The organism is Bifidobacterium apicola, assembly GCF_042846865.1.
Classification (GTDB): domain Bacteria; phylum Actinomycetota; class Actinomycetes; order Actinomycetales; family Bifidobacteriaceae; genus Bombiscardovia; species Bombiscardovia apicola.
This window is the reverse complement of sequence record NZ_BAAFQQ010000001.1, coordinates 98,985-112,172: the sequence shown is the minus strand read 5'-3', so window position 1 is coordinate 112,172 and position 13,188 is coordinate 98,985. Positions and strand designations below refer to the sequence as shown.

General features: G+C 61.8%; 10 protein-coding genes. 1 reads left to right on the top strand and 9 read right to left on the bottom strand.

The window, feature by feature from the left end:
• Positions 1-38: 38 nt before the first annotated feature.
• The 9 genes from ACGG9J_RS00465 to aroC all read right to left on the bottom strand — a co-directional run bounded on the left by ACGG9J_RS00465 (position 39) and on the right by aroC (position 12,639).
• Positions 39-1,313 (bottom strand): SufS family cysteine desulfurase, encoded by a 1,275-nt coding sequence (locus tag ACGG9J_RS00465; RefSeq protein WP_390132619.1) that lies wholly within the window; start codon positions 1,311-1,313, stop codon positions 39-41.
• 21 nt (positions 1,314-1,334) lie between these two features.
• The gene (sufC, locus tag ACGG9J_RS00460; protein ID WP_390132617.1) at positions 1,335-2,114 is read right to left on the bottom strand and encodes a Fe-S cluster assembly ATPase SufC; all 780 of its coding nucleotides are present in this window, start codon (positions 2,112-2,114) and stop codon (positions 1,335-1,337) included.
• 1 nt (position 2,115) lies between these two features.
• On the bottom strand, positions 2,116-3,342 hold the full coding sequence (gene sufD, locus ACGG9J_RS00455; RefSeq protein ID WP_390132615.1) for a Fe-S cluster assembly protein SufD: 1,227 nt from the start codon (positions 3,340-3,342) through the stop codon (positions 2,116-2,118).
• Positions 3,342-4,796 (bottom strand): Fe-S cluster assembly protein SufB, encoded by a 1,455-nt coding sequence (gene sufB / locus ACGG9J_RS00450; RefSeq protein WP_181414468.1) that lies wholly within the window; start codon positions 4,794-4,796, stop codon positions 3,342-3,344. The genes sufD and sufB overlap by 1 nt, the downstream gene beginning before the upstream one ends.
• Before the next feature lie 261 nt (positions 4,797-5,057).
• Positions 5,058-6,722 (bottom strand): CTP synthase, encoded by a 1,665-nt coding sequence (locus ACGG9J_RS00445; protein ID WP_390132613.1) that lies wholly within the window; start codon positions 6,720-6,722, stop codon positions 5,058-5,060.
• Between the two features lie 65 nt (positions 6,723-6,787).
• Positions 6,788-9,331 carry an excinuclease ABC subunit UvrA gene (locus ACGG9J_RS00440; protein WP_390132611.1) on the bottom strand — a complete coding sequence of 848 codons (2,544 nt, stop codon included), beginning with the start codon at positions 9,329-9,331 and terminating at the stop codon, positions 6,788-6,790.
• Positions 9,328-9,798, bottom strand: a complete 471-nt coding sequence (aroQ, locus tag ACGG9J_RS00435) for a type II 3-dehydroquinate dehydratase (RefSeq protein ID WP_390132609.1) — start codon at positions 9,796-9,798, stop codon at positions 9,328-9,330. Before aroQ ends, ACGG9J_RS00440 begins: the two co-directional genes overlap by 4 nt.
• A gap of 3 nt (positions 9,799-9,801) precedes the next feature.
• Positions 9,802-11,433, bottom strand: a complete 1,632-nt coding sequence (locus ACGG9J_RS00430; protein ID WP_390132607.1) for a bifunctional shikimate kinase/3-dehydroquinate synthase — start codon at positions 11,431-11,433, stop codon at positions 9,802-9,804.
• 12 nt (positions 11,434-11,445) lie between these two features.
• Positions 11,446-12,639, bottom strand: a complete 1,194-nt coding sequence (gene aroC, locus ACGG9J_RS00425; protein WP_390132605.1) for a chorismate synthase — start codon at positions 12,637-12,639, stop codon at positions 11,446-11,448.
• Between the two features lie 62 nt (positions 12,640-12,701).
• Between aroC and ACGG9J_RS00420 the strand changes: the two genes are divergently transcribed.
• A complete protein-coding gene (locus ACGG9J_RS00420; protein WP_390132603.1) occupies positions 12,702-13,175 on the top strand; it encodes a hypothetical protein in 474 nt (157 codons plus the stop codon).
• The last annotated feature ends 13 nt before the right edge of the window (positions 13,176-13,188 follow it).

The window sequence follows — 13,188 nt, the reverse complement described above, 5'->3', positions numbered from 1 at the left end:
CTTGGTCAAAACCGTCTATGCGCTGCCGGTGAAGGCCCTCAGGCCACTCGGAAGAAGCTGCGGACCCCGGAGACGGCATCCAGCAGGGCATCCGTGTCGGCAACGGTATTGTAAACGCCGGTTGAAGCCCGGTTGGATGCCATCAGGCCGAAATGGCGGTGCACCGGCTGGGCACAGTGATGTCCGACGCGGATAGCAATACCGCGTGAATCCACATACTGGCCCACGTCGTGGGGATGAACCCCTTGAACGTCGAAAGCAACCGTGCCGATCCGATCCTCTGGTGTGGTCGGCCCCAGAATGCGCACACCATCCAAATCTCCCAATCTCAACAGACCAGCGGTGATGGTCCTCTCGTGTTCAGCCACGTTATCCATGCCCAAATCCATCAGCCAATCGGCGGCTACTCCGGCGCCGATCATCTGTGCCACCGGCTGTGTGCCAGCCTCAAACCGGGCAGGAGGATCCATGTAGCTGGCTGGACGGTCCAGATAGGCCAATTCCACCATGGATCCGCCGAATGATGCCGGAGGCAGGGCCTCCAGGAACTCACGACGGCCGTAGAGGAAGCCTACGCCGGTGGGGCCATACATCTTGTGAGCACTCCAAGCAGCGAAGTCAACATCCATGGCATGCAGATCCACAGGCAGATGAGGCACCGACTGGCAAACGTCAAGCACTACCAGGGCGCCCACCTGGTGGGCACGGCGGACGATGGGCTTGATGTCGGTGATGGCGCCGGTCACATTGCTGACGTGGGTGACCGCGACCACCTTGGTCCGCTCGGTAATGACCTGGTCGGCAGTATCGGCCAGGACGCGGCCCTCCGGATCCAGATCGAAGTACTTGAGGACCGCCCCGGTCCGGTAGCAAAGCTCCTGGAAGGGCAGGAGGACCGAGTGGTGCTCAGCCTTGCTGACTACGACCTCATCCCCCGGTTTGAGAGCGAAACGACGTGCCGCCTTGCCTCCGCGACCTAGGCTGGCGTTGCTGAAGGCGGTGGCCAGCAGGTTCAGAGCGGCCGTGGCACCGGCGGTGACCACAATCTCCTCGCCACCCTCCTGGCCTTCTGCCCCGACCAGGGCGGCCACGCGGGAGCGAGCATGTTCGAAGGCCATGGTGCTGCGGGCGGCCAGCTCATGGGCACCCCGGTGTACCCCGGCGTTGTCCCTCAAGTAGAAATCCCGAACGGCATCGATGACCGCCAGAGGCTTCTGAGCTGTTGCGGCCGAATCCAGATAGACCAAGGGGTGACCATGCACCTGCTGGTCCAGAATCGGAAACTGCTGACGAATACTGTCATCGATGACCATTGCGGGCCTCTTCTCTTATCCTCAGGCCAGGGCCGATTCCGAGTCGGCGCCCTCGGGCAGGTACTGGTCGTACCCGGTATCCTCCAGGGTGTCGGCCAGCTCAGGGCCACCGGTCTTCACAAAACGGCCGTCGGCGAAGACATGGACGATGTCAGGCTTGATGTACTTGAGGATCCTGGTGTAATGGGTAACCATGAGCACACCCATGCCTGTGCTCTCCTTGGCCCTGTTGACTCCTTCGGAAACAATGCGCAGGGCGTCCACGTCCAGACCGGAGTCGGTTTCGTCCAGGACAGCGAACTTGGGTTTGAGCAGCTCCAGCTGCAGAACCTCGGCCCGCTTCTTCTCACCGCCTGAGAAGCCCTCATTGACCGAGCGCTGGGCGAACTTGGGATCCATACGCAGCCTCTTCATGGCATCATTCAGATCCTTGGCCCACTGGCGGATGGCCGGAGCCTTGCCGTCGACCTCGGTCTTGGCAGTACGCAGGAAGTTGGTCATGGATACACCGGGCACCTCGACCGGGTACTGCATGGCCAGGAAGAGACCGGCCTTGGCCCGCTCGTCCGGGGTCATCTTAAGCAAGTCCTGCCCATCCAACAGAGCCTGGCCCGAGTCCACCTCATACTTGGGATGCCCAGCCAAGGTGTAAGCCAGCGTGGACTTGCCCGACCCGTTGGGCCCCATGATGGCATGGGTCTCGCCAGAGTGAACGGTCAGCGTGGCTCCCTTGAGGATCTGCTTGCGACCCTCCTTGGTCTCCACCGAGACGTGCAGATCCTTGATTTCCAATGTGGACATGTCAGTTCTCCTCCAAAACGTGCTGCATCTCTTGATCCTCGCCGGCCGCCAGCCTGCGGTCGATGACCCCCATCAGGTGCCCGGAGACGCTGGGGACGTCAATCTCCTCCACCAGTTCACCGAAGAAGCCTCGAACCACCAGCTTGCGGGCCTCCTGCTCGGGAATGCCGCGAGACTGCAGGTAGAAGAGCTCCTCGTCGTCAAAGCGTCCGACCGAGCTGGCATGGCCGGCCCCGATGATGTCGCCGTTCTCGATCTCCAAGTTGGGCTCGGAATCGGCGATGGCTCCAGGTGTGAGCACCAGATTCCGGTTGAGCTCATAGGAGTCGGTTCCAGGCGCGGTGGGCTGAATGAGCGCGTTGCCCACCCATGTGGTGTGCGCGCCTATTCCGTCAAGGGCCCCCTTGTAGACCACACGGGACTTGCAATTGGGGTGGTTGTGGACCACCATGGTCCGGTGCTCCATGTGCTGGCCGGGATCGACAAAGTAGATGCCCAGCATGTTGAGGTCGCCCTGCTCGCCGCCAAAGTCCTGGTCCATGCGCAGCCGCACGACGTCTCCACCCAAACTGACGACGGAGTGGCGCAGAGAGGCTTCCGCACCCAGGTGAATGCGGTGATTGCCGACATGCTTGCTGCCCTTGTCCCATTCTTGAATAAAGGTGGTCGACACCTGCGAATTGTCGCCAATGTCGATTTCAACCCCTTCTGCAAGACGTGCCTGGCCCTGGTGCTCAACCACCAGATCGGCCTTGGTACCAGCCTCTGCCTTGATGACCAGATGGAAGGCATCAAGCTCAGGACCGCCGCCATCGACACGGACCAGCACTGGCTGATCCAAGGTGCCTTTGAGGGTGACTACAGTCGCCTGCTTGCCGCTGGCCCATTCTACAGCGGCCGCTCGGTCACTGGGCTTGAGGACGGTGCCGCAGGGAGCCTGATCCATAAGAATCTGGCTGGAACTGACCTGATCTGCGGGCGGTTCAGACCCGTCGATCATGGTGACCGAAACCTTGGTCAGACCGCTGGGCTTGAAAACAGTGAAGAACTCCTCCATCCGGTCTATGGGCGTGAACCGCCAGTCATCCTGCTTGCGGGTGGGCATGGGGAAGTCGTCAGGATCGAAGGATCGGGGCTCCTTATCGGCGCTGGACGGCATGGTGGCCGGGAAAGCATAGGGGTCTTTGGGATCCGCATGCGGAATGGTTATTTCGCTTTTCTGTGACATCAGCCTACCGAACCCTCCATCTGCAATTCGACCAAGCGGTTGAGCTCCAACGCGTACTCCATGGGCAGCTGCCTGGAGATGGGCTCCACGAACCCGCGCACGATCATGCCCATGGCCTCCTTCTCCTCCAGGCCGCGGCTCATCAGGTAGAAGAGCTGGTCTTCAGAGACCTTGGAGACCGTGGCCTCGTGGGCCATGGAAACGTCGTCTTCGCGAACGTCCACATGCGGGTAGGTGTCAGAACGGGAGTAGTCGTCCACCAGCAGAGCATCACAGACAACCGAGGAAGAGGACTTCTCGGCCCCCTTGATGATCTTGACCAGACCTCGGTATGCGGCCCTTCCCCCGTTGCGGGAGATGGACTTGGAAACGATGGTGGAGGAGGTATGGGGCGCCAGATGGATCATCTTGGCGCCCGTGTCCTGGTACTGTCCCTTGCCGGCGAAGCCCAGGGAAAGAGTCTCAGCCTTGGCATAGGGCTCGGCCAGAATGCATGCCGGGTACTTCATGGTGGCTTTGGACCCGATGTTGCCGTCAACCCACTCCATAGTGCCGCCCTCGCGTACATAGGCACGCTGGGTGACCAGGTTGTAGACGTTGTTGGACCAGTTCTGGACCGTGGTGTAGCGCACTCGGGCATGGGGCTCGACCACGATCTCCACGTTGGCCGCATGCAGGGAGTCAGTGGAGTAGATGGGAGCCGTGCAGCCCTCCACATAGTGAACGTAGGAGCCCTCGTCGGCGATGATCAGCGTGCGCTCGAACTGGCCCATGTTAGGTGTGTTGATACGGAAGTAGGCCTGCAGCGGGATGTCCACATGGACACCCTTGGGCACATAGACGAAGGAGCCGCCCGACCAGGCCGCAGTGTTCAGGGCGGCAAACTTGTTGTCATCCGGGGGGATGACCGTAGCGAAGTACTTACGGAAGAGGTCCGGGTACTCTTTCAGGGCTGTGTCCGTATCCAGAAAGATGACCCCCTGCTTGCGCAGGTCTTCACGAATGGAGTTGTAAATGACCTCGGACTCATACTGAGCGGCCACGCCGGAGACCAGCCGCTTCTTCTCAGCTTCGGGAATGCCCAACCTGTCATAGGTGGTGCGGATGTCGTCGGGCAGGTCCTTCCAGTCCTTGGCCTGCTCCTTCAAGGGCTTGACGTAGTACTTGAAGTCGTCGGCATCAAACCCGCTGAGATCCACTCCCCACTTGGGCATGGGCTTCTCCATAAAGGCCCTGTAGCCCTTGAGCCGCATCTGCAGCATCCAGTCGGGCTCGCCCTTGTCGGCCGAGATGGCCCGGACCACGTCCTCATCGATGCCCTTGTGAGCATCACGCCCGGCATCGTCGGAATCATGCCATCCATAGGTATAGTCGCCGAATTCGGAAATGATCTGGTCGTCTTGTTTAATTTTTTCTTCGTTGACGCGGGAGCGGTCGGCCACGTACTGGCTCATTTCCACATCCCGCGATGTGTCTGTCCGCTGCGAGGTGCTATCCACGAGCTGAGACCTCCTAACACACGCACGACCGCCATATGCGGCCGATCACACCATTACAGGATAACCGGGACAGTAGTGAACCGCCAGAGCTGGGCTTACGCTCTCTAAGGAATCCGGCCGGCCCTCTTGACAAAGGCCCCAATACGGGCAATCGCCCACTCCCCTATAAGAGGGGAACGGGCGATCACACAAGAAATGTCCGAAAACCTATCGATCTCAGGCCGCCTCCTGGCCTCCGTGCTCCAAACTGGCCTTGACCAGGCCGGCGAAGAGAGGGTGCGGCTTGGTGGGCCGGGACTTGAACTCCGGGTGGGCCTGAGTGCCCACATAGAAGGGGTGCTGGTCCTGGGAGAGTTCCACGAACTCGGTCAGCTGCCCGTCCGGGCTGGTGCCCGAGATATGCAGGCCGGCCTCGTCGAGCCGCTCCTTGTAGGCCACGTTGACCTCATAGCGGTGGCGGTGGCGCTCGGAGATCTCAGTAGAACCGTAGAGCCTGGCCACCAGGGAGTCGGGCTTGAGCACTGCAGGGTAGGCACCCAAGCGCATGGTATGGCCCATATCGCCATGGCCTGCCACAATATCCTTCTGCTCTTCCATAGTGGCAATGACCGGGTTTTCACAGTCAGGCTCGAACTCCGAGGAGTTGGCATCCTCCAGCCCTAGGACGTGGCGGGCGAATTCGATGACCATGGACTGCAGACCCAGGCAGAGTCCCAGGGCAGGCAGGCCGGTCTCACGAGCGTAGCGCAGGGCACCGATCTTGCCTTCGATGCCGCGGATGCCGAAGCCGCCGGGGACCACGATGCCGTCGACACCTTCCAAAGCCTTGCGGGCTCCGTCCATGGTCTCGCAGGTGTCGGCAGCAACCAGCTTGACCTGCACCTGGGACCGATTGGCGAAGCCGCCGGCCTTCAGGGCCTCGATGACCGACAGATAGGCATCGGGCAGGTCGATGTACTTGCCCACAATGGCAATAGCCACCTGGGTGCGGGGATTGTGGACCCTGTCCAGCAGATCCTCCCACTCGTTCCAATCGACATCGTGGAAGGGCAGACCCAGCTTGCGCACCACGTAGGTGTCCAGACCCTCCTTGTAGAGGATCTTTGGCACGTCGTAGATGCTGGGCGCATCCACACAGTTGACCACGCCCTCGGCATCCACATCGCACATGAGTGAGATCTTGTCCTTGATGGCCTGATTGAGCGGCCGATCCGAGCGCAGCACCAGTGCATCGGGGGCAATACCCAGCTGGCGCAGGGCCATGACCGAGTGCTGTGTGGGCTTGGTCTTGAGCTCGTGTGCGGCGGCCACGTAGGGAACCAAGGAGACATGGACGAACATGCAGTTGTCCGGGCCGATGTCCCGACGAACCTCACGGGCAGCCTCCATGAAGGGCTGGGACTCGATGTCGCCCACCGTGCCGCCGATCTCGGTGATGATCACATCCACGTCGTCGCTGGCCTGAGCCCGCATACGGCTCTTGATCTCGTTGGTCACGTGGGGAATGACCTGGACGCACTGGCCCAGGTACTCCCCCGCCCGCTCCTTGCGCAGAACGGACTGGTAGATCTGGCCGGTGGTTACGTTGGCCTTCTGGGAGAGGAAGACGTCAGTGAAACGCTCATAGTGGCCGATGTCCAGATCGGTCTCGGCCCCATCCTCGGTCACGTAGACCTCGCCGTGTTGGAAGGGGTTCATGGTCCCCGGATCGACGTTGATGTAGGGATCGAGCTTCTGTTGAAGAACGCGAATTCCGCGGCTTCTCAGCAGTCGGCCCAGAGAGGATGCGGTCAGCCCCTTGCCCAGTGAAGAGACCACGCCGCCGGTGACGAAAATGTGTTTGGTGATATGCCCTTGCGAATTTCCATGTTCTCTGACCATGGAACTTCAGCCTATCAGGTAGGAGCGACCAGAAACCGGCCAACACACGAGGAGGACAGACCGATTCAGGGACGGCTCAGATGCAGATGGTCGGCCAGGTAGCGGCCGGTCACCGAATCAGGGTTACGGGCCACTGATTCAGGGTCGCCCTGGGCCACGATCCTTCCGCCTCGGTCACCACCCCCCGGCCCCATGTCGACCACATGGTCGGCGTTGGCGATCATGTCCAGATCGTGCTCGATGAAGACCACCGTGGCCCCCTTGCTGACCAGGCGCTCCAGCACCCCGATCAGGACACGCACATCCAAGGGATGCAGGCCGGTGGTGGGTTCGTCCAGGACGAACATGGAGCCATTCTGCCTGCGGCCCAATTCGTTGGATAGCTTCAGCCGCTGGGCCTCCCCGCCAGACAGGGATGGGGTGTCCTCCCCCAGGGTCAGGTAGTCCAGGCCCAGGTCCTTCAAGGTCTGCAGACCTCGGCGGATGGCCGTGTACTCCCGGCCCTGCGCGAAGACCTCCAGGGCACGACCCACCTCCATGGCCAGCAGATCGGGTAGGCTCAGCGGCTCCGGGTCTGCCGGCGTGGACAGGCGGTACTGCTCGGCCTCTGGGCGGTATCGACGACCCTGGCAGCTGGGGCAGGTGATGGGAATGTCGGGCAGGAACTGTACGTCCAAGCTGATCTGCCCGGTGCCGTCGCATTGGGGGCAGCGTAGGGATCCGGTGTTATAGGAGAATGCGGAGATGCCCAGCTTGTCTTTTTTCGCCTGGTCAGTGGCCGCGAAGAGACGGCGCAGCCGGTCCATCAGCCCCGAGTAGGTGGCCACTGTGGAACGCACGTTGATGCCTATGGGCGAGGAGTCCACCAGGCGAACCCTGTCGATGCCCGTCGGGTCCAGACTGTGCACATGCTTGGGCATGGGGTCGCCTTGGATTCGGGCCTGCAGGGCCGGGACCAGGGACTCCAGGATCATGGTGGTCTTTCCCGAGCCGGATACGCCGGTCACCGCCGTCATGCAACCCCGAGGAATGGCCAGATCCAGCGGATGGACCGTGTGAATGGGCCCTGACTGCATGCGGATCCATTCATCCTCTGCAGGCATAGGGTGACGATCTCGTACCAGAACAGGCTCGCGTCCATCGAGAAAACCTGCGATGCGCGAGTCCGGGTCTGCAGCGATCCGCTCAGGGGCTCCCTGGGCCAGAATCCTGCCGCCACGCTCCCCTGCTCCGGGACCCATTTCGATCAGGTAATCAGCTGATTCCAGAACCTTTACGTCGTGGTCGACGAAGACCACGGAATTGCCGTCGGCCAGCAGGTCGCGCATGACCCCTATCAACCCCTCCAGGTTGGCGGGATGCAGACCGGTCGAGGGCTCGTCCAGCACATAGAGCACGCCTGTGGTCTCATTGCGGACAGCCCTGGCCAACTGGGCCCGCTGCCGCTCTCCTGTGGACAGAGAGGCACTGGAACGATCCAGGGTCAGGTAGCTCAGTCCCAGTTGGATCAACCGCCTACCCATTTCGTCCAAAGTCTTGCAGAGGGCCGAGGCCATGGGCTGCATGGGTTCAGGCAGCGTGGGTGGCAGCTTCCGGCCCCAGTCCAGCACCTTATCCAGGGGCCAGGAGGTGACCTCGGCCAGATTGTCCCCGTTGATTCGGGGCAGACGGGCTCGTTGGTTGAGCCGGGTACCCTTGCAGTCCGGGCAGGTCCGCTCGGTCAGGAACTTGGCCACCTTGGCCAGACGCTTGTCGTCGTTGGCCCTCTTGAGCTCCTCGGTCACGGTCAGCCGTGCGTTGCGGAAGGTGAAGTCCAGCTCGTGGACACCCTTGATCGAAGTAATGGTGATGTGCTTCTTCTCGGCAGGCCCCTCGAAGACGATCTTCCGCTCCCGATCGGTCAGATCCCGCCAGGGTACGTCGGTGCGGACTCCGAACTCGCGAGCGATGTCGGGCTGGACGTTAAAGCCGAAGGTCCGCCAGGGCACCACGGCCCCTTGGTCGATGGTCAGGCTGTCATCGGGAACCAGGGTGGCATCGTCCACCTCGCGCACGGTCCCGGTCCCCTGGCAGGCGGGGCAGGCTCCCAGGGAGTTGAAGGCCAGCTCCTCGGCGCTGGGAGGCTCGACTTTAGCACCGCAGATAGGGCAGGTGATGGGCATCTCGGCTGCGACGGCCAGAGTGGGCTCCTGGCGATGGCCATTGGGACAGACATGGCTGGACAGCCTGGAGAACATCAGCCTGAGCACATTGAGCAGCTCAGTGGCAGTGCCGAAAGTAGAGCGCATGCCGCCAACGCCTGGCCGTTGACGCAGAGCCAAGGCTGGCGGCAGGAAGCGTACCGAGTCAACTTGGGGACGCTGGGCCTGGGTCATCCGTCTCCTGGTGTAGGTGGACAGGGATTCCAGGTAACGGCGGGAACCCTCGGCATAGAGGACTCCCAAAGCCAGGGAGGACTTGCCGGAGCCCGAGACTCCAGCGATGCCTACCAAGCGATTGAGAGGAATATCTACATCCAGGCTGCGCAGGTTGTGGACTCTTGCGCCACGGACAAGGATGGCCTTAGGCGGCTCGGAGAGTTTCTTGCTGGTCTCCCCGCTGTCGCTCATGCGTTCTCCAGCAGGTGGGCCACGGCTTCCAAGGCCAGCCGGTATCCGTAGAAGCCCATGCCGGTGATGGTGCCGGTGGCCACCGGCGAGATGACGCTGCGCCGGCGGAAGGCTTCTCTGGCTGAGGGATTGGAAATATGGACCTCCATCAAGGGAAGCCCTGCCTGGCTGACCTGGACAGCAGCATCGGCAAGCCCGTAACTGTAGTGGGTGAAAGCGGCCGGGTTGAGCACCACTGCGCTGCCCTGGTCCACGGCCTGGTGCATCCAACGGATGACCTGGCCCTCGTCGTCCGATTGCAGTACCTTAACAACCAAGCCCAGCTGCTGACCCCAATGTTCGCAGTCCCGGGCGAGAGTCGCCAGATCCTGACGACCATAGACATCAGGATCGCGCACGCCCAGCCGACCCAGGTTGGGCCCGTTGACTACCAGAACCTTCTGCCTGTCCTTATTGGCATCCGCCATCTGTCATTCCTCCTTGCGTATGGCCCGGAAGGCCTCCTTGAGCGCCGAGACCGGCGGGTCGTCCAGGTGGGTGGGTTTGCCCAAGCCATCAAGGATGATAAACCGCAACTTGTTGCCTCGGGCCTTTTTATCCCTATGCATGAGGGCCAGCACCTGGTCGAAATCTCCCCCATCCCACCATGTCCTAAGACCCAGAGAAGAGAGAAGCTGCCGATGATAGTCGACCGCCTCCTGATCCAGATGGCCGGTGATCCTTGCCAGCTCGGCTGCGAAGACCATGCCCACGGATACGGCCTGGCCATGCCGCCAAGTGAAGTGTTCGATCTTCTCGATGGCGTGGCCCAAGGTGTGGCCGTAGTTGAGAAACTCCCGCAAGCCGGACTCCTTGAGGTCCACCGAGACGTGCCGGGCCTTGACCTCGACCGTACGCTCGATCAGATCCTGGACCACCGTGCCCAACCACTGGTCGGACTCCTGTCCGTCGAAGGCACGCAGGGAGACGGCCCGCTCCTCCAGCTCACGCAGGATGCCCCCATCCATGATGAAACCGGACTTGGCCACCTCGCCCAAGCCCTCTACAAAGATATCGTTGGGCAGGGTACGCAGGGTGCGCAGATCTGCGAGGACGCCGACAGGGGTATAGAAGCTGCCGACCAGATTCTTGCCCTGCTCCAGGTTGATGCCGGTTTTGCCTCCGGTGGACGCATCGACCATGGCCAGCAGGGAGGTAGGGCAGTTCACATAGTGAATGCCCCGCATCCAGGTAGCGGCAATGAACCCGGCCTGATCTGTGGCTGCTCCCCCGCCCAGTCCCACGACCGCATCGGAACGGGTAAAACCCTCGGTGGCCAGGCGCTCCCAAATGCTCTGGCTGACCTGAATGGTCTTGCCGGCCTCCGCGTCGGGTATGGTCAGATCCACCACCTGGTAACCAGCCTGGCGAAGCAGAGCCCGGGCATGGTCGGAATGCCGCTGGACCGGCTGGGTATGAATCAGGGCCACCCTCATGGCTTGGTCTCCGAGCAACTCATGCAGTCGCCCGGTCACCCCTGCACCGATCCTCACATCGTATGGGTCAGGCCCGCTGACGTGAACCACCCGCTCGGTCAAGGCGTCGGCCAACCGTCTGGCCAAGGCGCGGGGGGTGGTGTTCCTGGATTTGAGGGTAATGGTTGCCAGATCCTGGTAGACGCTGCGACGTTCACGATAGAGAGCCATCCAGCGTTCTGACGCACCACCGCGAAGAAGGGGACGATGATCCGACCGAGCCGCTCGGCTGACCCCCTCCTCCGGGTCGATCTGCAAGTAGACCACAGCGCCGCCAGCCCGCCGATAATCCTGCAGTGCCTGGAAGACCTCGGTGCTCATGGGAGCGCCTCCTCCCAGGGACAGGATGCCACCGGAAAAGTCCTTCAGTAGCTTCAGAACCGCTCGGGTTTCCATATCTCGAAAAGCCTGTTCGCCCTGAGTGTCGAAAATCTCGCTGACCGACCGGTCTGCCTCCTCCTCGATGCACTGGTCAGTATCCCTGAAAGGCGCCTTGATCAGAGCGGCCGTCTCCTTGCCCAGACGGGTCTTGCCCGCACCGGGCATGCCAATGACGACAGCCTTGGGCATGCTGCTGCTTTCAATCATGCGATTCGCCCCTCACCGAAGATGTTCGGGCCAGGATTGGAGATAAGCCCGGGCGTTGCGCTGAACCTCGTCGAGCGAGTCGCCGCCGAACTTCTCCAAGGCGAATCGCGCCAGAGTCAGGTTCATCATGGCTTCACCAATCACGGCGGCGGCAGGCACGGCAGTCACGTCTGAGCGCTGATGGATGGCCTGGGCAGGCAGTCCGGTGGCGACATCCACTGTGCGCAGGGCCCGAGGCACCGAAGAAATGGGCTTCATGGCGGCCCTTACCCTGATTGGCTGGCCGTTGGACGTGCCGCCCTCCAGACCGCCTGCATGGTTGCTGAGTCTGCGGATGCTGCCGTCAGGACCGGGTTCCATTTCGTCATGGGCCTGTGATCCGGGACGATCAGCCTCGCTGAATCCGTCGCCAATCTCCACGCCCTTGATGGCTTGGATACTCATGAAGGCACTGGCCAGAGCAGCATCCAGACGTCTGTCATCCTCCACATAGGTGCCCAAGCCTGCAGGCACGCCATAAGCGATGACCTCGAAAACCCCTCCGGCAGTGTCGCCGTCCTTCTTGATCTGGTCGATCCTGGCCATCATCCGCTTCTCGGCGTCCTTGTCCAGGGTCCTGACCGGCGAGGCATCCAGAGCCGGTCCGTCCTCAGGACCAGGCGTGACTTCATGCCCCTCCCGGCCGACCCCGGCTATGGAGATGACATGGGAGACGGTTCTTATGCCCAGAGCCTGCTGCAGAAAGTCGGCAGCCACCGATCCCAAGGCCACCCTGGAGGCGGTCTCCCTGGCCGAAGAGCGCTCAAGGACCGGACGCGCATCCGTAAACCCGTATTTACGCATGCCGGTCAGATCAGCATGGCCGGGCCTTGGCCTGGTAAGCGGGGCGTTGCGACCAGTCGTCGGAGGCTCCTGATCAGCAGGCAGCTCGTCAACGCTCATGATTCGCTCCCACTTGGGCCATTCCGTATTGCCGATCTCGATGGCGATCGGCGAACCGAGCGTCCGCCCATGCCTGACCCCAGTCAGCAGCCGCACACGGTCCTGTTCAAAGCCCATCCTGGCCCCGCGGCCATAGCCCAGTCGACGGCGGGCCAGAGCCGATTCAATATCCTTGGTGGACACGGCAACCCCGGCGGGCAGACCCTCCATCATGGCCACCAAAGCCTCTCCGTGGGATTCCCCTGCCGTCTGCCAGCGCAACATATTCAAGCTCCTCGTTCGTTTCTCGTTTGCCAGGTTAGGGCTACCTATGATTATCTTAGAAGATGGTCTACCTCATCCCAGCGCCGGGACTGCTGACGGCCCTCCTCCTGGCCTTGATCGACATCCGCTCCCGGCGAGTCCCTCGCCTTCTGGTGATCTTCGGACTAGTAATACAGGCCGTGACCCTGCTGGTCTTTTCGCTGATTCGGGCTCAACCAATGTTGCTTGCGCAGTGTCTGTTGCTGGCTCTGGCCTCTGCAGGTCTTCAGCTCTTGCTGGCCTTGGTCCGACCTGGCGCCCTGGGACTAGGCGACGTGACGGCCACGAGTCTGGTGGCTTTGAGCTTGGCAGTCTTTGGATGGACGACCATCCTTGTCTGGTGGCTCATGATGGGGTTGATGGGGCTGATTGCCCTCGCTTTGGTCTGGATGACTCGTCGCCACGGACCAGCAAGAACAAACAACCCTCTTTCGCTGGCCTACGTCCCAGTCATCCTCGCCGCAGCTGTAGCGGCCTTGATCATTGATGCCGTATAAGACCGCCTGGCGC

Excerpts from the sequence above, each read along its gene's own strand:
- ACGG9J_RS00465 (WP_390132619.1), bottom strand. The coding sequence starts at position 1,313 with ATGGTCATCGATGACAGTATTCGTCAGCAGTTTCCGATTCTGGACCAG.
- aroC (WP_390132605.1), bottom strand. The coding sequence starts at position 12,639 with ATGTTGCGCTGGCAGACGGCAGGGGAATCCCACGGAGAGGCTTTGGTG.
- ACGG9J_RS00440 (WP_390132611.1), bottom strand. The coding sequence starts at position 9,331 with ATGAGCGACAGCGGGGAGACCAGCAAGAAACTCTCCGAGCCGCCTAAG.
- aroQ (WP_390132609.1), bottom strand. The coding sequence starts at position 9,798 with ATGGCGGATGCCAATAAGGACAGGCAGAAGGTTCTGGTAGTCAACGGG.
- ACGG9J_RS00420 (WP_390132603.1), top strand. The coding sequence starts at position 12,702 with ATGGTCTACCTCATCCCAGCGCCGGGACTGCTGACGGCCCTCCTCCTG.
- ACGG9J_RS00430 (WP_390132607.1), bottom strand. The coding sequence starts at position 11,433 with ATGATTGAAAGCAGCAGCATGCCCAAGGCTGTCGTCATTGGCATGCCC.
- ACGG9J_RS00445 (WP_390132613.1), bottom strand. The coding sequence starts at position 6,722 with ATGGTCAGAGAACATGGAAATTCGCAAGGGCATATCACCAAACACATT.
- sufD (WP_390132615.1), bottom strand. The coding sequence starts at position 3,342 with ATGTCACAGAAAAGCGAAATAACCATTCCGCATGCGGATCCCAAAGAC.
- sufC (WP_390132617.1), bottom strand. The coding sequence starts at position 2,114 with ATGTCCACATTGGAAATCAAGGATCTGCACGTCTCGGTGGAGACCAAG.
- sufB (WP_181414468.1), bottom strand. The coding sequence starts at position 4,796 with ATGAGCCAGTACGTGGCCGACCGCTCCCGCGTCAACGAAGAAAAAATT.